The organism is Shewanella sp. ULN5 (assembly GCF_030731885.1).
In the GTDB taxonomy this organism is placed as follows: Bacteria; Pseudomonadota; Gammaproteobacteria; order Enterobacterales; family Shewanellaceae; genus Shewanella; species Shewanella holmiensis.
This window is the reverse complement of the sequence record NZ_JAPJEE010000016.1, coordinates 55187-81804: the sequence shown is the minus strand read 5'-3', so window position 1 is coordinate 81804 and position 26618 is coordinate 55187. Positions and strand designations below refer to the sequence as shown.

General features: G+C 43.1%; 18 protein-coding genes. 10 read left to right on the top strand and 8 right to left on the bottom strand.

Annotated elements, in window-relative coordinates; translation table 11 throughout:
* Nucleotides 1-78: 78 nt before the first annotated feature.
* Nucleotides 79-810, top strand: coding sequence for an ABC transporter substrate-binding protein (locus tag ORI98_RS14570; RefSeq protein ID WP_306135704.1), 732 nt, complete (start codon nucleotides 79-81; stop codon nucleotides 808-810).
* Nucleotides 811-884: 74 nt separating this feature from the next.
* On the opposite strand, the gene ORI98_RS14565 is transcribed toward ORI98_RS14570, so the two are convergent.
* The 7 genes from ORI98_RS14565 to ORI98_RS14535 form a co-directional block, all read right to left on the bottom strand.
* The gene (locus ORI98_RS14565) at nucleotides 885-1994 is read right to left on the bottom strand and encodes a glycosyltransferase family 9 protein (RefSeq protein WP_306135703.1); all 1110 of its coding nucleotides are present in this window, start codon (nucleotides 1992-1994) and stop codon (nucleotides 885-887) included.
* Nucleotides 1995-2002: 8 nt separating this feature from the next.
* Nucleotides 2003-2779, bottom strand: a complete 777-nt coding sequence (locus ORI98_RS14560; RefSeq protein WP_261299690.1) for a glycosyltransferase family 25 protein — start codon at nucleotides 2777-2779, stop codon at nucleotides 2003-2005.
* Between the two features lie 47 nt (nucleotides 2780-2826).
* Nucleotides 2827-3672 (bottom strand): glycosyltransferase, encoded by an 846-nt coding sequence (locus ORI98_RS14555; protein WP_306135702.1) that lies wholly within the window; start codon nucleotides 3670-3672, stop codon nucleotides 2827-2829.
* A gap of 37 nt (nucleotides 3673-3709) precedes the next feature.
* Nucleotides 3710-4663 carry an ADP-glyceromanno-heptose 6-epimerase gene (rfaD, locus tag ORI98_RS14550; protein WP_306135701.1) on the bottom strand — a complete coding sequence of 318 codons (954 nt, stop codon included), beginning with the start codon at nucleotides 4661-4663 and terminating at the stop codon, nucleotides 3710-3712.
* Between the two features lie 50 nt (nucleotides 4664-4713).
* The gene (locus tag ORI98_RS14545; protein ID WP_306135700.1) at nucleotides 4714-5724 is read right to left on the bottom strand and encodes a glycosyltransferase family 9 protein; all 1011 of its coding nucleotides are present in this window, start codon (nucleotides 5722-5724) and stop codon (nucleotides 4714-4716) included.
* Between the two features lie 165 nt (nucleotides 5725-5889).
* Nucleotides 5890-6567 carry a single-stranded DNA-binding protein gene (gene ssb, locus ORI98_RS14540; RefSeq protein ID WP_306135699.1) on the bottom strand — a complete coding sequence of 226 codons (678 nt, stop codon included), beginning with the start codon at nucleotides 6565-6567 and terminating at the stop codon, nucleotides 5890-5892.
* 54 nt (nucleotides 6568-6621) lie between these two features.
* Nucleotides 6622-7989, bottom strand: coding sequence for an MFS transporter (locus ORI98_RS14535; protein WP_306135698.1), 1368 nt, complete (start codon nucleotides 7987-7989; stop codon nucleotides 6622-6624).
* 225 nt (nucleotides 7990-8214) lie between these two features.
* On the opposite strand from ORI98_RS14535, the gene uvrA reads away from it, so the two are divergent.
* The 5 genes from uvrA to ORI98_RS14510 all read left to right on the top strand — a co-directional run bounded on the left by uvrA (nucleotide 8215) and on the right by ORI98_RS14510 (nucleotide 16036).
* Nucleotides 8215-11127 carry an excinuclease ABC subunit UvrA gene (gene uvrA / locus ORI98_RS14530; protein WP_306135697.1) on the top strand — a complete coding sequence of 971 codons (2913 nt, stop codon included), beginning with the start codon at nucleotides 8215-8217 and terminating at the stop codon, nucleotides 11125-11127.
* A gap of 25 nt (nucleotides 11128-11152) precedes the next feature.
* Entirely contained in the window at nucleotides 11153-12163 is a 1011-nt protein-coding gene (locus ORI98_RS14525) for a M20/M25/M40 family metallo-hydrolase (protein ID WP_306135696.1), read from the top strand.
* Nucleotides 12164-12369: 206 nt separating this feature from the next.
* The gene (locus tag ORI98_RS14520; RefSeq protein WP_261299682.1) at nucleotides 12370-14229 is read left to right on the top strand and encodes a DEAD/DEAH box helicase; all 1860 of its coding nucleotides are present in this window, start codon (nucleotides 12370-12372) and stop codon (nucleotides 14227-14229) included.
* A gap of 169 nt (nucleotides 14230-14398) precedes the next feature.
* Nucleotides 14399-15457, top strand: coding sequence for a hypothetical protein (locus ORI98_RS14515; protein WP_306135695.1), 1059 nt, complete (start codon nucleotides 14399-14401; stop codon nucleotides 15455-15457).
* A gap of 9 nt (nucleotides 15458-15466) precedes the next feature.
* Nucleotides 15467-16036, top strand: a complete 570-nt coding sequence (locus ORI98_RS14510) for a LemA family protein (protein WP_306135694.1) — start codon at nucleotides 15467-15469, stop codon at nucleotides 16034-16036.
* 141 nt (nucleotides 16037-16177) lie between these two features.
* On the opposite strand, the gene ORI98_RS14505 is transcribed toward ORI98_RS14510, so the two are convergent.
* On the bottom strand, nucleotides 16178-17119 hold the full coding sequence (locus ORI98_RS14505; protein WP_261299699.1) for a DMT family transporter: 942 nt from the start codon (nucleotides 17117-17119) through the stop codon (nucleotides 16178-16180).
* Nucleotides 17120-17371: 252 nt separating this feature from the next.
* On the opposite strand from ORI98_RS14505, the gene ORI98_RS14500 reads away from it, so the two are divergent.
* The 4 genes from ORI98_RS14500 to ORI98_RS14485 all read left to right on the top strand — a co-directional run bounded on the left by ORI98_RS14500 (nucleotide 17372) and on the right by ORI98_RS14485 (nucleotide 26510).
* Nucleotides 17372-18475 (top strand): phosphoribosylaminoimidazolesuccinocarboxamide synthase, encoded by a 1104-nt coding sequence (locus tag ORI98_RS14500; protein ID WP_306135693.1) that lies wholly within the window; start codon nucleotides 17372-17374, stop codon nucleotides 18473-18475.
* A gap of 969 nt (nucleotides 18476-19444) precedes the next feature.
* Nucleotides 19445-20497: a porin gene (locus ORI98_RS14495; protein WP_261299678.1), complete on the top strand. Its 1053-nt coding sequence runs from the start codon at nucleotides 19445-19447 to the stop codon at nucleotides 20495-20497.
* 32 nt (nucleotides 20498-20529) lie between these two features.
* Nucleotides 20530-23778, top strand: a complete 3249-nt coding sequence (locus tag ORI98_RS14490) for an ExeM/NucH family extracellular endonuclease (protein ID WP_306135692.1) — start codon at nucleotides 20530-20532, stop codon at nucleotides 23776-23778.
* Nucleotides 23779-23852: 74 nt separating this feature from the next.
* Complete coding sequence (locus ORI98_RS14485) at nucleotides 23853-26510, top strand: endonuclease (RefSeq protein WP_306135691.1); 2658 nt, start codon at nucleotides 23853-23855, stop codon at nucleotides 26508-26510.
* Nucleotides 26511-26618: the final 108 nt, after the last annotated feature.

The following is a 26618-nucleotide window of genomic DNA, read 5'->3' as shown; positions in this document are numbered from 1 at the left end:
ATCCATAAGCTAAATATATTGCGGTATAACAGTAAATCCTTAATGATAGCTACGCCATACCACATGCTAGAGGAACCCATGCTTAGAATATTTATGATAGTGACTGTGATGACGTTATGCAGTTTCACTGTATCAGCAAGGAATATCCATGTTGCTTCAGATGTATGGTGCCCTTACGTTTGCGATACTCAGCCAGGTTATCTGGTCGAAATTATGCAACGCGCTTTTGAATCCCAAGGTGATAAAGTCATTTTTACCCAAATGCCATTCAAAAGAGCGCTGAAAGAAGCGCAAGTCGGCAATATTGATGCGGTATTAGCCATCACTGCAACCGTCGCAGCAGCTAATCAATTATTAATAGATGATACTGAGGTGGGGTATGTCAGCAATGACTTTTTCGTGGTCAAAAACAATTCTTGGACTTATCACCAACTCAGCGATCTCAATCAGCAATCTATAGCAGTAATTAAAGGCTATGATTATGGCGACGTATTGGAGCCATATTTACAGCAGCATAAAGCGCTTTTTCTTGCATCAGGTGAAGACCCTCTTTCAATGAATATTATTAGATTAATAAAAGGTCGACATAAGGTCATTGTGGATAATAGACATGTGATCGAATATACCGCAAAACAACTGGGACTGATTGATAAAATTCAATACGCAGGTTCGATGCCTGACAAGCAACCTCTGTATATCGGTTTTAATGCACGCCAAGCAGCCGCCCTCGCAAGATTCGCCCTTGGCGTGAAAGCACTAAAACAATCAGGGGAGTATCAGCAAATTCTCGATAAATACCAATCACTGTAAATAGCGACTCAATTGAGTTGAAAAAAAAGCGCTCAACCTCATTTTTATAAATGCGATGAACTTACCCTAAACCGTTATTGACAGATAATCTTATCCAATTGTGCTTTACAGGCCTTTGCCACAGTCTCAGGTTCCACAGAACTGGCTTTACCGCTACCTTCTAAAATTAGACTATCACCCAATGGCTGCCAAAGTTTAAAATCACTTGCCATTACAGTTACTTGCGGAACCCCCATACTAACAGCAAGATGAGCCGTGGCGGTATCAACACTAAAACAAAAATCACACTCAGCCATTAACGCAGGTAATTGGAAAAAATTATCCAAAGCAGTAAAAACGGTTATAGGTAAGGCACTCAAACATTTATCCGTATTTACATCATGTTGTACCGTTGCTAATTGATTAGGAGGGGTATTGATGATGAACACCAATTGAGGATATTGCTGCGCTAGCTGCAATATCACCGTTTTTAATTGAGACCAAGGATAATCTTTTTTCGCAGCGGTTGAGAGATGATTAATAAAACACACCCGTTTTGAAGTATCGCCTTGGGTTAAGCCTGTAATAATCTGTTTAGCTTGCTCTGTAAACTGGGCTTCAGGTTGGATCATTAACTGAGTATAGCCAGACACTAAATCGGTAGATTTAAGGCCTAACAAGCGCTCAAAACACTCAGCATATAACTCAGTAATATGTTGGGTGGAATCAGCAATATCGTCGTAACTAATTACGCCATCTAATTTATTAAAGTATAACCACTTAGTTAAAAAATTAATCCCGCTAGATGTCGCAACAACCCACCCCTTAGGGGATATTTGTCTGGCCAACTTGGCATATTGTGCTGCACGATTCTTACCAACAAAAACCACTAGGTCATAATCTTGTTGTTGCGCTTTAGCAATAAACTGCTCGCGTTGGGCAATATTCGACACGATAGGGTAAACATGACCAAAGTCACCAATGGCATCAATCCATTCGGTTAAAATTTGATTACGGCCACTGGCCCATTCATGCGGTCTGCGTCGGCAATCATCAAACCAAATATCAATGGTTAAGTGTGGATATTTGGCTTTTAACGCCGATAACCACACGCCTTGATAAACAAAGTCACCAATTGCCAAATGAGTCATATAAAGCACTCGCTTGGCATTTAGAAGCTGATGATGGCTGACTAATTCGTTCACAATATTCCTTACTTCAGACTATTTTTAAATTGGTTAAAATGTTTGTCTAATGATGGTGTGGCTAACATGCGTTTAAACGCGCGGGTCCAATTTAAACGTAACTTAGTTAATTTGCGTTGTTTCATCTTCTCTAACCCACCATGTGGGTTAATATCTGAAAGACCATCTAAATCCACGGAAACGCAGTAAGGCATTAATCCAAATGGATAGATACCTAGTGACCACCAAGACTTAATGTGGCCATCTACAGGCTCTAAAATATAAGGCATGTGCTTCAGTAATGACCTTGCGCCTTGTTTACTCACTACCTGAGCAACCGCACTGATCGGGAACTTATGGTAACTCACAAATTGATGCCCTTGGTAATCAAATGAGTCTCTAATATTGCTACCACCGCCACGTCGCAGTGGATACAACTTAATAAAGTCCCAATTTGCATGCGGTAAATTGGCCATTAAGTTAACTACATCGGCAAAGTTATCTTCAAGGCCAATGTCATCTTCCAATACAAATGCAAAATCTAAATCATCATCCAGAATTTTTTGCCAAGCGCGTTTATGGCTTAACGAGCAACCAATCTCGCCTTTCCCTAGCGCTCTATGGTAACTTTTTTCCGCTAGTACTTTAGGAGATACAGCCTCTATATCATCAGCGCTAAGTAAACCGCCATCAACACCTTCAATGCGCTCAAAAGGAATACCAAGCTGTGCTAACTGAGTCGATATAGCAGTTAAACGCTGAGGTGAACGCGCAAGGTTAATAACAAACACTTTGTATTTAAGCAAAAATCATCACTCCAAATAAATTGATGAACACTGTAAATTATCTGCAATTATATTGTGACAAACTTTTTGGCCAAATAATCCACCATTGTTCTAGGCAGCTTGTAACGTTTGTGGGCTTTATTAATGAAAAGTTCCCATCCACTACGCTTAATATCGGCCAACGTGTCTGCTGCGATCAATTCTTTATTTAACTCGCAGAAATCATTCACAAATCTCACTTCACGTTTCAATGAAGAATTGGTATAGCCTCGACCAGCGTAATGAATGAAGCTCGCATCACGATAGCCCTCTGCGCCTAACACATCCATACGATTGAATTCTGCATCAATACTTTGATGCTTTAACCCATCACGCTGAATAAGGTAATTGATATAGGTTTGCTCATAGTACTTAATGTGATTACACACCTGTTGTAAATCTTCTAAATTAGCAATGTCGAATAATTTGCTTTTGTTTGAAATAAGCATGCAGCCCAAATTGAAATAAACTGGGCGACCATTTACTTGAGGCCAGTTTTCAACCGGCCCTTTTATAGCAAAGATTTTATCTAAAACAGGTTGGCGCTCGAGTAATGCACCTTCATTGAACATATAAATGGTTTCTAAATCATCATATTGTTCAAATATGTTTTTCGCATGCGGCGTAATAATAATATCCGCATCCACATATAACACTCTATCGTATTGTTTCAGTAGCTCTTTAATGTACAGCTTCTCGGTCCAGGCAGGACTCGCGGTATGCTGAGGATTTTCTATGTTTATGGGATAGTGAAATTGATCTGAGACAATTAAATCTGCACCCACTTTTTCAGCATATAACTTAAAACCCAGCAATGCTGCGTTATACATTGGATTAGTATCACCAATTGCCAATGTAAAAATAGCCTTTTTCATTTATTGTTCCACTTTACATTAAAGAGTTAAAAACAGTTTACTGACCAATAAAGTGTTGTGCTTTCAACCAGTCTAGATATTCAGGAACAGCCTGCTCAACGGTCTTAAACTCATGGTGACAGCCAACCTTTCTTAATTGAGTTAAATCAGCTTGCGTGTAGCTTTGATAAGCACCTTTAAGCTTATCTGGAAACGGAATATATTCGATGTGCCCTTTACCATGATATTGAATCACCGCATTCGCCACATCATTAAAGCTTTGAGCCTTACCCGTACCACAATTGAAAATGCCGGAGACTGTCGCATTTTTCCATAGCCATAAATTCACTTTTACCACATCTTCTACGTAAACAAAGTCACGTAATTGTTGACCATTTTCATAGCCATCTACACCTTCAAACAAACGACATAAGCCATTGGCATTAATTTGATTGTTAAAGTGGAATGCCACACTCGCCATACCGCCTTTATGCTGCTCGCGGGGACCATAAACGTTAAAGTATCTCAGTCCTGCAACCTGGGTAGTTAATGTTTGCTGACGGACAAATTGATCAAATAAGAATTTAGAATATGCGTAGACATTTAACGGCTTTTCTAGCTCACGTTTTTCGACAAACGTTTCACTGCCGCCATAAACTGAAGCCGAAGAAGCATAAATAAATTGCACTTTATTGGCCTGGCAAAAATGCAGTAAGGTTTTAGAGTATTCAAAGTTATTCTCCATCATAAACTTGCCATCCCACTCTGTGGTAGATGAGCAAGCACCTTGATGAAAGATAACCTCGATTTCATAGTCAAGTTGACCCAATTTTATCTGTTCAAGAAAAGCATCTTTATCTAAATAATCCGCAATTTCACAATCAGCTAAATTAAACATTTTTGTGCCATCGGTCAGATCATCAACAGCGATAATGTCATTGCGACCTAATTGATTTAATGTCTTAACTAAGTTACTGCCAATAAAGCCTGCGGCTCCAGTAATTACGATCATAATATTGCTTCCACTAGGTTGGATTTATGTTGTTTACAACACCATTCAAATTACACTTGCTCAGCATAATGCTGGTTTAAAAAGGCGCTAATTTCACTTGCCGCGTGATCCACATCAACCAAGGCCATATTTCGCCCCTTTCGCCCCACAGGCGGAGTGAATGCTAAACGTTTAGCAGGTTCTGTTAATGTCTGCCATTTCAACTTTGGTGCAGAGCGTCGACCTGCATAAAAACCAACAGTTGGCACATTATGTAACCCAGCAATGTGCAGAGGGCCGGTTGAGCCTGCAATAAACATATCTGCAGCCACAATCGAACGGGCAAAATCAGCCAAGCTTTTCAATGGTGTGGCTAATTCAACTTTGATATTGGTCTTAACCAGTAATGATTGAATCCTAAGCGCCAGCGCTTTTTCATCACCACTGTAGGTTAATATGAAACGACAATCTAAATCTGTGCGCTGATCAATCTTTGTTATCAACTCAGCAAAATGTGCTTCTGGCAAACTTCCTGAAGAACCGCCAGTACCTGGATGAATAAAAATCAGTTTTTCATCATTTTGCTGTTGATAGTACTTACGCCACTGTTCACGCTCAGAGGTCACATCCCACAACTGAGAAGGCAGTTCTGGAATGGTAACTTGATGGTTAAGTAAAAACTGCTCGGCTAACATGTAACTGCCACGCCAACAGGGTTCACCTTTTTTATATTTCGTATTCGCTCGATGAGGATATAGGTATCGAAACCAACCATGATTAGGCGCAATTTTGTATGGGATATCAGCTTTACTGACTAAATTGTAAATTCGGAAATCGGAGTGAGATACGATAACCGCATCGTAACGATTGGCTTTAATTTGCTCAACTAACTGCGCGTCATCACCAGTATCAACGACGACATCATCAATGTATGGGCACGTCAATGCGAAGCTTTTCATTACGGGAGCAACGAAAACCTCAATGCGTGTGTTGGGTAATGCTTTTTTCAATATATAAAAAGCAGGCCATGTGAGAATAAAATCCCCTATTTTGTCATGGCGAATGAACAGAATTTTTTCCATCACTATCTTCTTTTTAAGATTGCCCAAGAATCTCAGTTGAGTTTACCAGAGCCTGCATACAAAAGAGAATTAACCCACTCTTTTATATCAACATACAAAAATTAAAAAGACCTGCAAGCAGGTCTTAGATTTCATTAACTTGCGTTAAGTTACTGTGACGATATCCTAGAACGGAATGTCGTCATCCCAGCCTTCATCTAAATCTGGGGTAAAGTTTTGCGCAGGTTGAGGCGCTGGACGCTGAGCGGGTGCCGCATTTTGTTGAGGCTGATAATTACCTTGTGGCGCCTGTGGTTTAGGAGCATAAGCAGGCTGTTGAGGCGCTGGCTTATTCGGTTGTGCATAACCACCTTGGGCGGGTGCTTGCTGATAGCTACCTTGTGGAACACCTTGGTTTACACCACCTTGATTATACTGAGGCTGCGCAACTGGACGAGCCGCTTGAGGGGCGCGTTGTTGAGGAGCTTGATCATATTGACTGTTATCTTGGCCTGCACCGCTGTTGCGGCTATCAAGCATTTGCATTTCCATTGCATTAATTTCAGTTTTGTAACGGTCTTGCCCCGTCGTTTGATCTTGCCACTTGCTGGTTTGCAACTTGCCTTCTAAATAGACTTTCGAGCCTTTTTTAAGGTACTCACCAGCCACTTCAGCTAAACGACGATACATGACAATGTTATGCCATTCGGTACGCTCTTGAAGTTGGCCTTGCTGGTCTTTCCAAGACTCACTTGTCGCAACAGTAAAATTGGCAACGGCATTACCGTTTGGCATGTAACGTACCTCAGGATCTTTACCTAAGTTACCCACTAAAATGACTTTATTCACACCACGACTGGCCATTGAAATCTCCTGCGATTATCTTTTCTATACACTTATTCGGTTGATCAAAATGATCTAATTAACAGAGCCTAACACAGCTCTGGCTTCGCTTAAATTGAAATCGTCATTCACCTTTAAATAGGCGACTTTATCCTCTAATACCACTATAGCTTCAGCCACACCCGTTAGCTGTGACAACTGAGAGGCCATGGTTTGAGCATGAGGTTTATCTTTTATATTTGCTTCAAGCGTATAGCTTTTTAGCAGCACTGGCTTGGCCATGCCAAAGGTCAGCAATAACCATAAGGTCATTAATCCCAATGAGACGAAAAAGACCCCAGAGGCGCCGACTAACTGATACGCGCCACCACCTAACATGCCACCACAAAATGCACCTAAAAACTGGCTGGTAGAATACACCCCCATTGCTGAACCTTTATCGCCAACAGGGCAAAACTTTGCAATCAAACTCGGTAACGATGCTTCAAGATAATTAAACCCAGTGAAAAAGAACAGCACTGCGCCGCTCAACACCCAAATATTGTCAGCAAAAATACCCATAGCACCCAGCGAGGCCATCATCAACAACAATGAAATTTGAAACATGGTTTTAGTATTTTTTTTCTTCACGCCGATGATAATCAAAGGCACCATCAGGAAAAACGCGCCAACAAAAGCCGGAAAGTATAACATCCAATGCTTTTCTTTTACTAAGCCCGCATCGACTAAATCTAAAGGTAATGCCACAAACACCGCGGTTAAGACTAAATGCAAAATAAAAATACCGGCATCTAAACGAAATAATTGTGGATCCATTAACATTTTTTTCAATTTAGCGGGAGTCGCTAAAGTGTCGCCTTTTGGCGCTTGACTGATAGGATTAGGCACAAAAAACTGCACAATTAGCATTCCTAGTACAGCTAAAGCCGCAGTCAGCAAAAATAACCCTGTTAAACCAACATATTGAGCAACAACAGGGCCAACGAGCAAAGATAATGCAAACGAAAACCCGATACACATCCCAATAACAGCCATAACCTTGGTACGCTGTTCATCACGGGTTAAATCGGCAGCAAGCGCTAACACCGCTGCGGCTATAGCCCCCATGCCTTGCACTGCTCGGCCAAACACTACGCCATAAATATGATCAGAAGACGCGGCAATTAAACTACCAATGGCAAACAATACCAGCCCCGCCATGATAATGGGTTTACGGCCATACTTGTCAGACAATATGCCCATGGGTATTTGTAAAATGGCTTGGGTAAGCCCGTAAGCACCAATGGCGATACCGACCCAAAGAGGTGAGAAACCTTCAAGGTGTTGTCCATATAACGCAAAAACAGGCATGATCATGAATAGCCCCATCATGCGTAAGCCAAACACACTGGCTAACGAAAATGCGACTTTTTTTTCCATGCCCGACAGTCCATTACTGGCCATTCATCTACCCTTTTACCAATTCAATGAGTCGCGCATATTACCATAGCCTGAATCAGTTGCTCAAAAGGAAATCACAGTTTATGAATTTAAGCTTAATTAAACTTTTTTTAGGCTTTCATCGTAGAGCATTACCGAGCAGGAAATAGTGATGATTGACTAAACAGGTCTCAGTTAATGTGCGATACTGAAACCCATTTTGCCCCATAGCGAACATAGAGCGATTAGATGGACAATATTGAAATCCGCGGTGCCCGAACCCACAATCTTAAAAACATCAATTTGACGATCCCAAGAGATAAACTGATAGTTATCACAGGATTGTCTGGTTCAGGCAAGTCTTCACTCGCTTTTGATACCCTCTATGCAGAAGGGCAACGTCGTTACGTTGAATCTTTATCCTCCTATGCGCGACAGTTTTTAAGTTTGATGGAAAAGCCTGATGTTGATCATATAGAAGGCTTAAGTCCGGCCATTTCAATTGAACAAAAATCAACCTCACATAACCCTCGCTCTACCGTTGGCACAGTGACCGAAATATACGATTACCTGCGCTTATTGTTTGCGCGAGTAGGTGAACCACGGTGTCCGACTCATGGTCAACCACTATCGGCACAAACCGTCAGCCAAATGGTTGATAAAGTATTAGCTTTGCCAGAAAACAGCCGCCAAATGTTACTTGCCCCAGTGATTAACGATCGTAAAGGCGAGCATGTAAAACTACTCGAAAGCTTATCGGCCCAAGGCTATATTCGTGCCCGAATTGATGGCGAAGTGTGTGATTTAACCGATCCCCCAACACTCGACTTACACGTGAAGCACACCATTGAAGTTGTGGTTGATCGCTTTAAAGTGCGAGAAGATTTAAAACAGCGTTTGGCTGAATCCTTTGAAACCGCATTAGAGCTATCTGGCGGTATCGCAAAAATTGCTTCAATGGAAGACAGTAGCACTGAGGAGCTGATTTTCTCTGCCAACTTTGCTTGCCCCCATTGCGGCTACTCCATGACAGAGCTAGAACCGCGGATTTTCTCATTTAACAATCCAGCAGGTGCATGCCAAACCTGTGATGGCTTGGGTGTTCAGCAGTTTTTTGATCCTGAAAGAGTGATAAGCAATGGCGAACTGTCTCTAGCTGGCGGGGCGATTAGAGGCTGGGACAGAAGAAACTTCTATTACTTTCAAATGCTCAGTTCACTGGCCGAGCATTACAAATTTGATGTCGAAACCCCGTTTGAGCAATTAAGCGACAAAGTTAAAAAGTTAGTGCTATTTGGGTCTGGCAAACAAAACATTGCCTTCAAATACATTAACGACCGTGGTGATGTGGTGGTTCGCAACCATCCGTTTGAAGGTATTTTGAACAATATGGATCGTCGCTATCGCGAAACCGAGAGTAATTCGGTACGTGAAGAGCTCTCTAAATTTATCAATATGCAGCCATGCAACAGTTGTGAAGGCTCACGTTTACGTGAAGAGGCCCGCAATGTGTTTATTGGTGATTTAAATTTACCGCAACTGACAACCTGGTCAATTGGTGAAGCAAAAAGCTATTTCGCCGAGCTCACTTTTGAAGGTCAACGCGCTCAAATCGCCGATAAAATTTTAAAAGAAATTGGTGAGCGTTTAGGATTTTTGGTTAATGTTGGTCTGAATTATTTAAGTTTATCGCGCTCAGCCGACACGCTATCAGGCGGTGAAGCGCAACGTATTCGCCTTGCTAGCCAAATTGGCGCCGGATTAGTAGGGGTAATGTACGTATTAGATGAGCCTTCTATCGGTTTACACCAGCGTGACAATGAGCGATTACTCAACACCCTTATTCACCTGCGTGACCTAGGTAATACCGTCATTGTGGTGGAGCATGATGAAGATGCGATACGCATGGCAGACCATGTTATTGATATCGGCCCTGGTGCAGGTGTGCATGGCGGCGAAATTATTGCACAAGGTACTTTAAGCGATATTCTTGACTGTGAAGTGTCGGTTACAGGCCAATACCTTTCAGGTAAAAAACAAATTCATATTAGCGACCAACGCACCCCAATAGATCCCAAAAAAGTGATTGAGTTATTCGGCGCAACAGGAAATAACCTACAAAATGTCGACTTAACTATTCCCGTTGGCTTATTAACCTGCGTGACGGGTGTTTCTGGCTCAGGTAAATCAACCCTGATTAACGATACCTTTTTCAAAATTGCTCATCGTATGCTCAATGGTGCCACTGTAGACGAACCTGCACCTTACAAAGAAATAAAAGGCATGGATCACTGCGATAAAGTCGTGGATATAGATCAAAGCCCAATTGGCAGAACACCACGTTCTAACCCAGCCACTTACACAGGCATTTTCACCCCTGTACGTGAAATATTTGCAGGCACCCAGGAAGCACGCACACGCGGTTATTTAGTCGGCCGCTTCTCATTCAACGTTAAAGGTGGCCGTTGTGAAGCTTGTCAGGGGGATGGGTTAATTAAAGTAGAGATGCACTTTTTACCTGATGTTTATGTGCCTTGTGATGCCTGTAAAGGCAAGCGCTATAACCGTGAAACCTTAGAAGTAAAATACAAAGGTAAAAACATTCACGAAGTGCTGCAAATGACCATAGAAGAAGCGCGCGTGTTTTTCGATGCCATTCCCGCCATTGCGCGCAAACTGCAAACCTTAATGGATGTCGGTTTATCTTATATTCGCTTAGGACAAAGCGCGACCACTTTATCTGGTGGTGAAGCACAACGGGTTAAGTTGGCTAAAGAATTATCTAAACGCGATACCGGTAAAACCCTGTACATTCTGGACGAACCCACTACGGGGCTGCATTTTGCCGATATTCAACTATTGTTAGATGTGTTGCATCGTCTCAAGTCTCATGGCAATACCATAGTCGTGATTGAACATAATTTAGATGTGATTCAAACAGCGGATTGGATTATTGATTTAGGCCCTGAAGGCGGTTCAGGCGGCGGGACTATTTTAGTGGCTGGAAGCCCTGAAGATGTGGCTAACCACCCCACGTCCCATACGGCACGCTTTTTAAAACCCATGTTGGCTTTGCACAAACAACGTGCAGCAAAACAGAACTCGGGCGCTAACACAGCCGCTAAAAAAACTGTGAAAAAGACTGTAAAAAAAACCACTTAATCAATTAACGCGCCAAAGGACAAATATGATCACACTAGGCGCATTCATAAAAACACTCAGTGGCACAAAAATAAACACGCCTAAAGGGGCTATATTATGTAGCCTCGCCTTGGTATTCATGCTGAGCAGCTGTGCCAATAAAGATAGCATTGATTGTCATATGCCGTTACAACATCAATGGGCAAATAGCGCACACATTATTGATGATATCCGTACCCTTAGCTCTGCTGAATTTGCCGGTAGAAAAACCGGTAGCGAGGGTGCGATATTGAGTCAAAATTATCTAGAACAACGTTTTACTGCCCTGGGTTTACAGCCATGGCAATCGACTTTCAAAGTCCCGTTTACCTACAAGTATCAATTTAGTCAGCAACTAGGTGTGAATATTGTTGGCATTATTCCTAGCCGCACGCCTTCAAACCGCTGGCGCATTATCACGGCACATTATGATCATCTTGGTCAACAAGGTAAGCGTACCTTTCATGGCGCCGACGATAATGCTTCTGGTGTCGCAGGCTTATTGGCTATCGCCGAGCAATGGCAACATACTGGGCTAGCTGAAGTTAATTTGATGCTGGTTGCCACCGATGCAGAAGAACAAGGCTTGTATGGCAGTTATGGACTGGTCGAGCAAATACAAATGTATCCCGAGATGCAAATTGAATTAGCGATGAATCTGGACATGATTGGTCACCCTTCACGTCCCCGAGCGATATACATAGAAGGCGAACAGAACTTTGTTGATTTTGAACAAATTAAAACGGATCTTACTAACAAACATCAATTATGTATTCGTTTAAGTTATGCAAAAAATAGCGCTACAGGAATAAAACGGATGAACTGGTTAAAAGCATCCGATCACTACCCGTTTCATCAAGCTGGCATACCCTGGATTTACTTTGGCGTGCCGCCACATAATCAATATCACACCGTAGATGACACTATCGACACGCTAAAAATTGACTTTTTAGCCAGTGTGACCGAAATGGCCTACAGCTTTATCAGCCAACCTCAAATCGAAATTAACCCACAATAACATCAGTTACAGGGTAAATAACTTACAAGATAAGGCAAAAATCAGGCCACATTTAAATATATATCACATTTTCTATAGTCAAATCACAGAACCGCTGCTATAATATCGCCCTTTCGGCGCGGGAAATCGACACGGGGTTGATTTTCTGTCTGTGAAACTCAGCACGAGCATCCGAATTTCGTGCACATCCACAAGGCTACAACCCAATGTCATCCAATGAAAGAACTTTCCGCGAACTCGGCCTGTCTGAGAATCTGTTGCGTGCTCTTGACGAGTTAGGTTATGAGAAACCAACACCGATCCAGTCAGCAAGTATCGATCCGCTTATGGCTGGTCAAGATATTATCGGCCAAGCACAAACTGGTACAGGTAAAACAGGTGCGTTTGCGCTGCCTTTACTGAACAAAGTCGATATTCGTCTTAATGCCCCACAAATTTTAGTTTTAGCACCAACACGTGAACTTGCCGTTCAGGTTGCTGAAGCGTTTGGCAGTTATGCTAAACACATGAAAGGCTTCCATGTACTACCGATTTACGGTGGTCAAAGCATGCATCAACAATTAAGCGCCCTTAAACGTGGACCACAAGTGATTGTGGGTACACCAGGTCGTGTAATGGATCACATGCGTCGCGGCACATTAAAGTTAGATGCGCTAAAAGCATTAGTACTTGATGAAGCTGATGAAATGCTAAAAATGGGCTTTATCGATGATATCGAATGGGTATTAGAGCATAAGCCAGCAAACAGCCAATTAGCATTATTCTCAGCCACTATGCCTGAGCAAATTAAACGTGTTGCTAGCAAGCACTTAACTAACCCAGTTAACATCAGTATTGCTGCCAGCCACACAACGGTTGAGTCTATTGAACAGTGTTACGTACAAGTATCACAACACAATAAACTAGAAGCATTAGTACGTGTATTAGAAGTTGAAAATACCGAAGGTATTATCATTTTCGTACGTACTCGTAATAGCTGTGTTGAGTTGGCTGAAAAGCTAGAAGCACGTGGTTACGCTTCATCACCATTACATGGCGACATGAATCAACAGGCACGTGAACGTGCTGTTGAGCAACTGAAAAGTGGCAAGCTAGACATTTTGATTGCCACTGACGTTGCAGCTCGTGGTCTAGACGTTGAGCGTATCGGTCACGTAGTAAACTACGATATTCCTTATGACTCAGAAGCCTATGTACACCGTATCGGTCGTACTGGCCGCGCGGGTCGTACTGGTATGGCTATCCTTTTTGTAACACACCGTGAAATGCGCATGTTGCGTACTATCGAACGTGCTACAAACAGCCGTATTTCGCCAATGAAAATCCCTAGCCCAGAAACGGTTGCAGAGCGTCGTTTATCTCGTTTAGGTGAGCAAATTCAAGAAACCCTAAACACTGATTTAGATTTCATGAAAAATGCTGTGGCTGAATTATGTACCCAGTTAGAAATCGATACCGATTTGTTAGCTGCGGCATTATTACAGCAAGTACAACAAGAGCGTCCATTACAGTTACCACAGATCCAAGAGCGTCAACGTGATTCACGTGACGAACGTGGTCCTCGTGAAGATCGTGGTTCACGCGATGGCGGTGATCGTCCTCGTCGCGAGCGTAGCAGCCGCCCATCACCAACTAGCTTCGGCCAACCTGAAGGATTAAAAGATAATCCTGATGTTAAGATGAACCGCTATGTTATTGATGTAGGTCGTGAGAATGGCGTTGGTGTGGGTAACATTGTTGGCGCGATTGCTAACGAAGCTAACATCGACAGCCGTTATATCGGTCAAATTCAACTGTACGATCAAGTCACTACAGTTGATTTACCAGATGGCATGCCAAAAGATGTATTAACTCACCTAAGAAAAGTGCGTGTTTGTGGTCGTCCACTTAACATTCGTGAAGCTGGTGATGAAGTTTTCGTTGATTCTGGCCGTGGTGCTGCTGCACCTCGTCGTCCACGTGGTGACCGCCCATCGGGTGACCGTCGTCCTCGTGGTGGTGACCGTCCTTCTGGCGATCGTTCATCGGCAGAACGCCGCCCACGTAAACCACGTGATAACGGTTAATAAAACGTTGAACTCAGCAAATGATTAAACAATGGAGCCTTTGGGCTCCATTTTTGTTTTGAAACACATGCCATTATAGAACCGATCAATTTAAGCCACCTCAAAGCAACACTTTACAGGCTTAATTTTCCTTGTAACATAAACATAAGATTTATGACAAGGATGTAGAATGCCGGCCAAAAATGTCTCTGAACATGCCAAGCCTATCAATAACGCCGCCCTCACTCAGTTTGTAAAAAAGCTACAAGCTAGGGTGTCTCAATCACAATCTATTGATGTTGTTAAAGCCTGCTTAGATAAAGCCATTGCTTATCCTAACCAACTTACTTACCAAAATAGTGCTTTATACCTATGTATTTTAGCGTCGGTGATCACCGCTGTCGGTTATTGGTTTTATCTTGAGACACAAAGTCAATACACTCGCATTTCAAACCCCGATTTATTAATATGGGCAGTCTGTGCCATAGTCGCTATCGTCGCCATTTATCAAATTATTGCCCGCAAAAAACGCCTGACCACACTGTCGAATCTATTTAGAGATGAAACCTTAAAGCACCTTTACAATATCACTCATTGTGATGCTGGCTTCTTGAATAATGCCCAGCATAAATTTATCGACTTTAACCGCGGAAATTACTCACAAAATGTTGAATGGGGTAAACAAATTGACTTCCATTCTGAGTCGGGTCTTATCCGCGCCGCGGTGGTTTATCATCACTATATGGATAAAAGAACGGAAACGTATCAGGAGTCAGACGGTAAAGGCGGCACTCGAACACGCACGAGAACAGTGTATGATCATTATTATCGTCAAGGGGTTATCTTTCCGCCTATCAACAACACTACCCATTTAGTCATGAGTCAGTCAAGGTTAGCTAGGCATTGGCAGCAGCGTTTTATGCCCGCATCACGCGAGTTTGAAAAACGCTTTTATGTGCAAACGGATTCAGAATTCAATGCTGCTAAGTTTTTAGAGCCAGTGGTGGTGATTGCCTGTGAGCAATTGGCCCACAAACTTGATGATTTAACCATTGAGTTTGCCTACGATGGCAGTTTATTGATTAACCAAAAAAATACTAATCTCCTTAATCCTGCAATGCATTATGACATCACCGAACCAGAAAAATTTAAACAAGAATTGCTAAATGACACATCTTTGTTCACAGTGAACCGTATCTTTGGTTTTGTAAATCAAATCATCAAGCACAGCGCTAGCCCATTATATTAAGGAAAAATTATGGACCTGTTTTTTATTATTATTGCCATTTTAGTTGTTGTCGCGATCATTATATTCAGCATTTATAATGCCATCGTCAAAGAGCACAATGCGGTACAACGAGGTTGGGCGGATGTGCTTACCCAGGAAAGGCAGCGCAGTCGAATTATCCCTGAACTTGATCGCGTGCTACAGCAACATCAAGATTATGAGAAAGATTTATTGCCTAAAATTACCGCTTTGCGCCAAGGGATTAATGCGCTTAAAGACAATAAAATTGATACCAAGTTACAAAATGATGTTGATCAAGCCTCGCAGGCGTTGATGAAAGGCATTAATGTTGCTGTTGAAGCTTACCCTGAACTAAGAGCATCAGAATCTTTTGCCAAGTTTATGTATGAAATTACCGAACAAGAGGAAAATGTGGGCGCTGCTGTACGTATTTTTAACCAAAACGTAGCCAATTTTAACGGCTGTATTCAATCTTTCCCGAATAACCTAGTGAACAGTTTTTTTAATAAAAAACATACTATTGAAGTGTTTAGTGATAGCAAAGCACAGGCTGAGTTTGAATATAAACCTAAGTTTTAATCTTATATAGCCATAGATGATGAGCCTGATGATGCATGACATCTCAGGCTAGTATACAAAAATAGAGAGTCAATATAGCGTGTCTACGACCCGCATCACTTCTGCGTCATTGATGCTTGACACCATCCAGCACAACAATAGCTAACCCAATCTAAACTGTTTGCGTTTGACGTACAAAGGCCAAATTTGCACCGCAAATACCGAAAAAATAATCAGTGCAATGCCAGATAAGGATAACCCGTCCAGATTATCGGCGCTGAAGGTATCACTCCACCACCCAAGGCTAACCACAATAGCCGTTGCACTAAAACTTAACACCGGAGTCAACGCCAACATGGCACTGACTTGTGCCGTAGGCCAATACTTCATGGCTTGCCCAAAACAACCATAGGCAATCAGGGTATTCGCGCCACAAAAAACCACAACCCCCCAATCAGATAAACTCATTAATTCAAAATGACCAAAGTCACTGAACGGCGCCATGGCAAAAATGCCTAATCCATAGATAAACAACAATACATTGCTGGGGGATAATTTAGGCCCTAAAGACTTTTGTAATAATGCATAACTTGTCCAGGACAATACCGAAAACTGCACGATTAACACACCAAGCATAATTTGATGGTTATCAGCGTTGCCAACATTCAAATTTGGATGGAAAAACATCAGCATGCCAATGGCTAAGGTAGCAAAACAAGTTAATTGCACGGCATTTAAGCGCTCTTTAAATAACAATACACCACCAAAAGCTAAAAAAAATGGTGCGGTTTGAAAATTCAATTGGGCTGTTCCCGGTGCAAGATAATCCAATGAATACACAAACGATACATAGTTAAACATCAGCAAGGTGCCAGCGAGACACAATTTAAGCCAATCGGCGCGAATGAGCAGGCTAAATTGACGCAGTTGGCCAAATCGCCATTGCAGTAACAAGGTCACCACAAACGCCATTAAAAACCGAAACCAAGTCAAAGTCACGGGGTCGATAAATCGCCCAGATAGCTTTAATGCTATGGGTAAAATGCCCCAAAAAAATACCGCAACGGAAACGAAAATGAGACCTAGCTTGGCGGTATTATCCATTTGAGTATCTGTCACAGTAATGACTCTTAGTTTTGAAGAATTGAATACTGCCTGATATGCGCATTCGTGTCAGCTAATATTACACAGCAATAAATAACAAGGCTTAATACGCTGCGATCAAACATTGGATTGTTCTGTAGTGAAAAAAGCCTATTTCAACCTCGCCTTTTTACGTGGCAAAACCAAAGAATACGGGTAAAATAGCCGCCATAAAAATTAGCCCTTCCCCCTTCAACTAGAGGAATACTCGTCATGAGTCTTGCCGATTCCGTTTTAGCCGTTAATAACGATTTACCCATCCGCACAGACAAGCCAGTGCATAGCGGTAAAGTGCGCAGTGTATACTGGCTAACCGAGGCTGATAGTCGTCGTTTAATCAAAGACAAAGGCTATAATGTCCCTGAAAATACGCCATTAGCCATCATGGTCATCAGTGATCGTATTTCGGCATTTGATTGTATTTTTCATGGTGAAGGCAATTTACAAGGTATTCCAGGAAAAGGCGCGGCATTAAACGCCATTTCAAATAACTGGTTTAAGTTATTTGCCAAAAATGGACTAGCCGATAGCCATATTCTTGATATTCCACACCCGTTTGTGTGGATAGTACAAAAAGCTCGCCCAATTAAAGTAGAAGCCATTTGTCGTCAATATATTACTGGCTCAATGTGGCGAGCTTATGCTAAAGGTGAACGCGAATTTTGCGGCATCACCTTGCCTGAAGGCTTAACCAAAGATCAAAAGTTACCTGAGTTGTTGATTACCCCGTCAACTAAAGGCATTTTAACCGGTATTCCTGGTGTGCCTGAGCAAGATGATGTCAACATCAGCCGCAGTGACATTGAAGCCAATTATCAAGCATTCGGATTTGAAAAACCTGCAGATATCGACCTATACGAAACACTATTAAAGCAAGGCTTTAAGGTTATTTCTGATGCATTAGCCAAGTTAGATCAAGTGTTTGTCGATACCAAATTTGAATTTGGTTATGTCACAGATAAAGAGGGCCAATCAAAACTCATTTATATGGATGAAGTGGGTACGCCTGATTCTTCGCGTATTTGGGATGGGGCGGCGTATCGTGAAGGTAAGATTGTCGAAAACTCAAAAGAAGGTTTCCGTCAATTCTTACTCAATCATTTTGACGATGCGGACATCTTGCTCAATAAAGACAGAATGCCGGAGCGTGAGGCACTTGCGCGCGATAATGATTTACCATTAACCGCCATGATGGCAGTTTCAGAGACCTATACCGGCGTAGCTGAAAAAGTCACAGGTCAAAAAATCATTTTGTCGTCAAATCCCAAAGCAGACATCATTGAAATTTTGAAAAATGAATATGATTTAATTGCCTAAATTTTAGTAAGACAGTTCAGCAGGCAATACTGAAGACTGGTAAACTCAATGTTACCAATAGAAAAAGGATGACTCAATGTCATCCTTTTTTCGGTTATTGCACTCAAGGTTAGATAACTTAATGATCTCGCAATCAACGAAGGCTTAACTTTACCTAAGCTAAGCTAAGCATTGATAATAGCATAAGGTCAAACAACCTAAACCTCCCCCTGCTTATATACTCAACATGTAGCTCAGGTCTTATTGGCACCTCTCGCCCTAGGTCAAACACAATGATCACTTATCCTTGATCACTGTGCCATGGCCAGATGAAGAAAAATCATTATCAAATTTAACTCAATCCCCCGTAAACTGACTCCCATACCCAAGCTCGTAAGATTCAAGGGCATTTATATTGCCAATCTTCAACACCACCCTAAGCTCAACTAGGGCAACTTAACGCATGAATGACGTTACGGGGCCGCGTTCTTGGGTACTTAAAGATCAGTCACAGGTTTTATCAATCGCACCGCTATGACTCATGCACTTGAGAGTCTAATTTATTCGTAAAAATCCCCTTTAATTCTCACGTAAGTTTACAGCAAACACATCAGACCACGTTCTCCCTTAAGATCCTGATTTTTAGCACTATAAAGCAGCTCGTGTTACACCCTGTTCTCTCACGCGTTCAGCAAATGTCTTTTTTTCCTTGTTTAACAGATACTTGTGTTTTAAAAATGTGACTAAACATTCTTTTTTTTGTTATCAAACTCTGCAACAATCGCGCCTCACGTTAATAAAAATTAGCGAAAATATTATAAATACGGGGTCAATTTATGAAACATGTAACAAAAGTCTCGGCGCTTTCGCCATCAAATGCTCCACCTACTATCAGCAGCTAGCAGTTTAAAAATTTACTAATCAATATTTTTAATTTTAAGTTTGGCCTTCAAATATTGGCTGACAAATTACTATTCGGAAGTAACAGTAATGTTAAAAAAATCAACAATTGCAATTGCTATCTTCACTATGTTTAGTGCGGGTTCAGTGAGCGCTGTAATGCTAGATGGTGACAGTAAAGGCGACCACGTTCGCTTGTATGGCGAAGTGGGTGTCGGTGGGCATTTTGATACTCATCCAGATTACAATCACGATGAGTTCTACGATACCAAAGGCTATGTAGATGATAGCTTCGCCACCATGGGCGTAACGGGAAAACGTCAACAGTTTACCTACCGTCTTGAATTAGATTACCAACGCCGCAACTGGCTTGGCGGCGATGGTGAATTCGAATTGGCCATTGACAAGCTATACGTCGGTTATGCTTTTACCGATCAACAGTGGATCGAGCTAGGCTTGACCGATACAGCATTCGATGATTACGACCACTTCGGTGATTTCACCTTCAACAAGTCAGTTGAAACTGGTGAAGCCGGTGACCAAGAAAACACGGTTAAATATCAAGCTGAATTTGACAATCTGATTTTCGGCGCCTCTTACTCATACGACGGTGAGCATAAGAGTGGTGCACTACAAGGTGACATCATTAACGGATACATGGGGTGGATGTCTGATCTGCTGTCTGTAGTCGTTGGTTTAGAAACTCGCGGTGGCTCAAACGGAATCAGTAAATACGGTGAACAAAAACAAGTAGGTTTTGGGGCACGCCTGAAACTAATGCCTGATTTATCTATTGGTTTAAATGGCTTTGTAGAAGATGAAGACTTGTCTACGCGTAAGGGCGGTGATGTACACCTAGATTATCAAACTTTCCGCAATCAAGGGCTAACGCTCAGTGCCAAGTATGATCTTAATCAACACTGGGAAATTATCAGCTCAGTAAACCACGAAGAATATGAAGGCTGGGATCTGATTGGTCCTAACTACGACTATTCTGAGCTACCGCCTGAATACGGAAAAGAGCGTCAGTGGGCCAGTTTAGGTTTCAACTATCGCCCTGCCCGCGACATCGTTTTCTCACTAGAAGGCAGAATAGGCGAAGCCCCTGAAGCAGCGTATGCCTACGCGCGTATGTATTTCTAGTCCGAATTAAATTCACTTTTATAGAGTTTACTATGAAAAAAAGTTTCCTATCGCTGGCTATTGCCAGCACCATCAGCATGGGCGCCTTCGCTGGCGTTCAAGACCTGCTGATCACCGAAATGACCCAGAGTACCGATGCCAATGTTGGCGCGGTTGAGATCACCAATACTGGATCTGATGCCTTCACCTTCACCGATGAAATTACCGCTTTCCAACGTTCAAGTGGCAAGTATGACAATGAGCTTCTGAACGCTGATACTAAGCCGCTGTTGACTGGTCACACGCTTGCACCAGGTGCAGCTATGGTTGTTGTCAATAGCAGAGCTAGCGAAGAGTTTCGTAATGCCATTGCTACTCAAGGTGGCACTGTTGTTGTCTCTACCTATGATGCCAGTAATAGATACAACAACCTGTTTATGACCAGTGATGACGGTTTTTTCCTGAAAAATGGTGATACTGTTATCGATCGTGTTGGCGCCGAGAATGAGACTAGTAAGTGGGCACCTAATACTACTTTACGTCGTAAAAAAGCGGCCGATGGCAGCAATCCTGCTCAATCAGGTACCTTCGATGCTGCTAACTGGCAGAACATTTTACCGATGAGATTTGATGATCTAGGTAAATCAGAGCTGCCTGCTGCTGATGCTGAAGACATCATGGACATCTTCACTTGCCCAACTGATAGCAGTGAAATCCTGTCTCCTAGCGAAGTTCAGGGCACAGGCTTTACTTCGCCTTTGATTGCCGAAGGCAAGACTGAGTCAGATGAAAAAGTTGCCGTAGAAGGGATTATCTCGGCTAAGGTCTCTATTCCTAACGATGGCTTCTATCTTCGTAACCTTGTTTCTGATAATGATCCTGAGACTTCTGATGGTCTCTTTGTTAGCTCTAGTGCTGCGGGCGATCTTAAAGTAGGTCAAACTGTTTGTATCGGTAGTAAAGTGGCTGAATACCAAGGTCAAACACAACTGTCTGCAGATACAGCATTTAGCTGGAACGTGACGAATACAGATATCCTCACACAACCTGTCGATATTGAGGTTATTAGCGCTGATAACGATTCTTTCGATAAGACCTTAGAGCGTTATGAAGGTATGTTGGTTAATCTGCCTACCGATCTGGATCCTCAGACTGATGGTGACCAAGATATGCGTATTACTCGCAGCTTCAGTTACAACTATCTGTCATCTCCTAACGGTCGCAACAACATGGTAGCGGCTTATAAGCGTCCTAACTTACAGCCTAACCATTTGCATGTTGCAGGAAGCCCTGAATCTAAAGCTGCTTATGAGCAAAACAATGACTATCGTTTAGTGATTGAAAGCTCGCCTAAATCAAACGGTACAGACTTACCTTACTACGCAGGCTTTAACAGTGACCCACACACCAACTATATCCGTATCGATGATAGTCTCGTTAATGCACATGGTGTGATCAGTCAATATGAAACTGAGTTGATCCCAGGTACTGACAAGTTTGACCAGGACTATAGCCTGACCATAACTAATCAGTTGACCAGTGATAACTTTATTCACAACTTACCTCGTACTAACAAGCCTGATCTAAATGACACTGTGGCAGATGATGAATTTGCTATCCGCGTTGCCAGTCAGAACCTGTTTAACTTCTTCAACTCTCCTTTTGGTGGCGACAATAACAACTATGGTCAAAGCCGAGGCGCTGATACTTACGATGAATACATCCACCAGAGAACCAAGCTGGTAGAAATTATTCGTGCTCAGGATGCTGATGTCATGGCCCTGATGGAGATTGAAAACAACGGTTTTGGCGATGACAGTGCTATTGCTGAGATTGTGAACCAAGTCAATATCAAGTATGTAGATGAACGCGCCCAAGATTACAATGGCCCTAACTCTACTGAAAACCGTTATGTGTTTGTTGGTTTTGACAACAACGGCAATCAAATGCTGGATAACCTAGACGCCATTGGTTCTGACGCCATTGCAACAGGTATTATCTATCGTCCAAGTAAAATGAGCATTGAGCGCACTCGCGTTATCCCAATGCCTCAGCAAAAAGCGCCAACTATCGTCAACGACTTAGGCGAAGTGATCAAAGATCAAAACCAAGAGATCTTGGAAGATGGCCAAAACTACCACCGCGATGCTCTAGTGGTTACCTTTATCATTAACCAAACAGGTAAGCGCTTAACGCTATCTGTAAATCACCTTAAGTCAAAAGGCTCTGGTTGTTGGGAAGAATGGCAAGGTGTTGAGTTTGGTAATGCCACGACTTGGAATAACCGTGAAGCGCCCGATCTAGACTACCAAGGAGCTTGTGCTGAGTTCCGCGTTGCCGGTGCTGTGCACTTAGGTGAAGAGATGGAAGACATTCCTGGGGATAAAATCATCCTTGGCGATTTGAACGCTTATGGTAAAGAAGATCCTGTGCTGGTGCTTACCGAGAACCCACGCAACAAGACGATCGTTACCGCTAGCCATACTTTCCTTGGACCTAAGCCACAGTTTAACCAAGATGGCTCACCAGTCACTATCACTAAGACGTACGGCTACATTGATATCGTCGGTGAAAAGTTCAAAGAGAAAGGCAAGACGCCTTGGAGTTACTCTTTCAGTGACGAATTAGGATCGCTTGATCACATCTTAATCTCACCTTCACTAAAAGATCGTGTGATTGATGCAACAGACTGGCATGTTAATGCTGCCGAAACGGGTTTGTATGACTATCAAAACAGCTTCAAAGGTAGTATCGACGGAACTGGTGCGCACAAGTTTTACAAACCAGACATCTATCGCGCATCGGATCACGATCCTGCGCTCATTACCATTAGCTATAAGCCTGGTGATGCGGATGATAGCGTGCCTCTATACCTGCCAAAACTGAGAAAGCTGATCAAGGTTCCTTATCAAATCCCAGCGAGTATTTCACCTCAAGTGGGCGATGTCGCGACCGTCAGTATGACTCCGTATGATGATGAACAGCGCTTAGATTTGAACCAAATGGTACAGCCTAATGTGGTTATTTCTAATAACACCACAACTTTGGTGAATTTCGAAGTCTTTGGTGCGCCATCTGCTATCTACAACGTTAATGTAAACCTAATGCGTGATGGCAAAATTTTAGAAGGGTCTGGACAAACTTTCCTAGCGAAAGTATCTAACCGCGACGGCTTGATTGCAGACATTGTAGAAGAAGAAAGTGATGGTACTGGCGGTGACGGTGGTGCGGGTAGCACTGGCTTCATCAGCTTGCTATCCCTGTTCGGATTGGCTGCTATGCGCCGTCGTCTTCGCAAGTAAGCGTTGATCTCGATAATGAAGCGCCTGTCTTTCGACAGCGCGCTTCCCATCAAAGACTTTAAAGAGATACGATTATGAGAATTAAAATAAATGCAGTTGCCGCGGCTACTGCTATGGTTTTGGGCTGCTTTTCTACTGCTGCCAATGCAAATTTAGTGATTACTGAGTACATCGAAGGTAGCAGCAACAACAAAGCTGTTGAAGTTTCCAACATGGGTGGCAGCGCCATAGATCTGGACGCTAATGCGTATAAGCTGATTCTATTCGGCAATGGCGCAGATGCATCAAAACCAGGTAATACTGAAACTTTAACAGGCACTTTAGCGCCAGGAAAGAGCCTTGTGTTCCACAACTCAGGTGCAGCAGATGCGTTTAAAGTGGGCAATGCCTCTACCGTCACATTCTTCAACGGTGATGATGCCCTAGTATTAACTAAAGACGATGTGGTAATCGACCGTTTCGGTAAACGTGGTGAAGACCCAGGCTCTGCTTGGACTGATCCAAGCGACGCCAATTTCTCCACCGCGAATAAAACCCTACGCCGTAAAGCCAGTGTGACCACTGGTGATACCGTGGCTGAGGCTGATTTTCCAGGTACTAATAATCAGTGGTTAGTGTTTGATATTGACACTGCTGATGGCCTCGGCTGCTCCGGTGAAGTGGCTTGTAGCTCAGAAGCGACTCCAGGCTTATTGATGCTAACCGAATATATCGAAGGCAGCAGCAACAACAAAGCGATTGAGATTTCCAACGTAGGTGGCAGCGCCATCGATTTAGATGCCAACGTGTATAAGCTGACTCTGTTCGGCAATGGCGCTGACGCATCAAACCCTGGTAACAGTGAAACATTAACTGGCACTTTGGATCCAGGAAAGAGCTTGGTTTTCCATAATTCTGGTGCCGCTGATGCGTTTAAAGTGGGCAATGCTTCTACTGTCACTTTCTTCAATGGTGATGACGCCCTAGTATTAACTAAAGACGATGTGGTTATCGATCGCTTCGGTAAGCGTGGGGAAGACCCAGGCTCTGCTTGGACTGATCCAAACGACGCCAACTTCTCCACCGCGAATAAAACCCTACGCCGTAAAGCCAGTGTCACTGCTGGTGATACTGTAGCAGAAGCAGATTTTCCTGGTACTAACAACCAGTGGGCTGTTTTCGATATTGATACTGCTGATGGTCTAGGTTGTGCTGGTGAGGGTACCTGTGATGGTTCAGTCACGCCGCCAGAGCCTCCGTTGCCAGAAACCGGTCCTTGTACGGGTTGTGAGACGCTGACTCCGGTTGCAGATCCTACTACGTTCAATGCCGAAATCTATTACTCAGATATAGTCAGTGGCGAATTTGCCAATGCAGAAGAGCTGAAAAATGCCCTCTCAGCAATCATAGCCAAAGAACATAAGCAACTTACCTATAAGCAGGTTTGGAGCACACTGACCTACGCAGACCAAGATCCTAATGACGATAAAAAAGTGATTGAGATCTACACTGGCACTTCTATTTCCAAATACGACAACCAAACTAGCGGTAGTGGTGTAGGTAAGTGGAACCGTGAACACGTTTGGGCCAAAAGCCATGGCTTCCCAAGTGAGTCTCAGTGGGGCTATACCGATGCCCATCACCTACGTCCTTCTGATCCAGGTATCAATACTGCGCGAAGCAACAATGACTTCGGTGCGTGTAAAGATACCGGTGAAGAGGTACTGTTTAACGGTGTAGGTACTGGTAACTATTTGGACAAAGCCACGGATTGCTGGGAACCTCGTGATGAGGTCAAAGGCGATGTCGCGCGTATGATCATGTATATGGATACTCGCTATCAAGGCACGGATACGACTACGACTCAAATGCCTGATCTCATCGCAGTCGATCGTTTAACAACTGCAGACGAGGATAACGCGCCGCTGATCGGTACGCTTTGTACTCTGTATGCATGGAACCAGTTAGACGCTGTTGATACTTACGAGCAGAATCGTAACAATCAGGTATACAAATACCAAGGCAACCGTAACCCTTTTATTGACCGCCCTGAGTTAGTAAAAGAAGTGTATGGTGCAGTCTGTGGTGACGATCCAAATCCTGTTTTGGAAGTCGAAGGCGATATCGTGACTCCTGATAGTGTTAGTGAAGGCGCTGCTTACACCCTAGATGCCTCTGCAATCAAAGCTGGCGAAGGTGTTGTCCTCACTTACCTGTGGGAACAGATTGTTGCTGAAGAGAAGACTGTTGTTGGCAGTGAGGCTATCTTATCTCTAACTGCACCAATGGTTAAAGCCGATGAGGCATTGAACTTCACCTTGACCATCAGCGACGGTACTTTGGAAACAACCAAAGCTGTTAGCCTGAGCGTAATTAACCTGCCATTGGCTCTGAATGTAGAGTTTGCTGGGACAACTAAAGTGACCGAAGGCGATAAAACGTCTATCACAGCAACGGTTACGGGTGCACCAGAAGGTACAAGTTACAGCTGGAAGCAGGTATCTGGAGACACGGCAGTGTTTACCGCTGCAGGTCTGACACTTGATGTCACATCTCCTAGCGTCAATATCGATCAAGTTCTTGTGTTCGAGCTTACGGCAACTGTGGACGAAGAAAGCTTCAGTCAGTCTGTTAGCATTGAGGTGTTAAACACCGAAGATGATGGTTGGACTAAGCCTGATGGCGCGGGTAGTTTAGGTGGTTTTATGACTCTGCTGCTGCCGCTAATGTGGTTGCGTCGCCGCCAAGGCTAACCACCAGCAGAGCCTATAAAAAGCAGCACCGGGATCGCTCTGGGTGCTGCTTTTTTTAACGGTAAAGACGTTGTTTACGGCTCGCCACGCTCAATGGTGACACTCAGC

Coding starts and splice junctions, on each gene's coding strand:
- ORI98_RS14570 (WP_306135704.1), top strand. CDS start 79: ATGCTTAGAATATTTATGATAGTGACTGTGATGACGTTATGCAGTTTC.
- ORI98_RS14555 (WP_306135702.1), bottom strand. CDS start 3,672: ATGAAAAAGGCTATTTTTACATTGGCAATTGGTGATACTAATCCAATG.
- rfaD (WP_306135701.1), bottom strand. CDS start 4,663: ATGATCGTAATTACTGGAGCCGCAGGCTTTATTGGCAGTAACTTAGTT.
- ORI98_RS14545 (WP_306135700.1), bottom strand. CDS start 5,724: ATGGAAAAAATTCTGTTCATTCGCCATGACAAAATAGGGGATTTTATT.
- ssb (WP_306135699.1), bottom strand. CDS start 6,567: ATGGCCAGTCGTGGTGTGAATAAAGTCATTTTAGTGGGTAACTTAGGT.
- ORI98_RS14535 (WP_306135698.1), bottom strand. CDS start 7,989: ATGGCCAGTAATGGACTGTCGGGCATGGAAAAAAAAGTCGCATTTTCG.
- uvrA (WP_306135697.1), top strand. CDS start 8,215: ATGGACAATATTGAAATCCGCGGTGCCCGAACCCACAATCTTAAAAAC.
- ORI98_RS14525 (WP_306135696.1), top strand. CDS start 11,153: ATGATCACACTAGGCGCATTCATAAAAACACTCAGTGGCACAAAAATA.
- ORI98_RS14520 (WP_261299682.1), top strand. CDS start 12,370: ATGTCATCCAATGAAAGAACTTTCCGCGAACTCGGCCTGTCTGAGAAT.
- ORI98_RS14515 (WP_306135695.1), top strand. CDS start 14,399: ATGCCGGCCAAAAATGTCTCTGAACATGCCAAGCCTATCAATAACGCC.
- ORI98_RS14510 (WP_306135694.1), top strand. CDS start 15,467: ATGGACCTGTTTTTTATTATTATTGCCATTTTAGTTGTTGTCGCGATC.
- ORI98_RS14505 (WP_261299699.1), bottom strand. CDS start 17,119: ATGGATAATACCGCCAAGCTAGGTCTCATTTTCGTTTCCGTTGCGGTA.
- ORI98_RS14500 (WP_306135693.1), top strand. CDS start 17,372: ATGAGTCTTGCCGATTCCGTTTTAGCCGTTAATAACGATTTACCCATC.
- ORI98_RS14495 (WP_261299678.1), top strand. CDS start 19,445: ATGTTAAAAAAATCAACAATTGCAATTGCTATCTTCACTATGTTTAGT.
- ORI98_RS14490 (WP_306135692.1), top strand. CDS start 20,530: ATGAAAAAAAGTTTCCTATCGCTGGCTATTGCCAGCACCATCAGCATG.
- ORI98_RS14485 (WP_306135691.1), top strand. CDS start 23,853: ATGAGAATTAAAATAAATGCAGTTGCCGCGGCTACTGCTATGGTTTTG.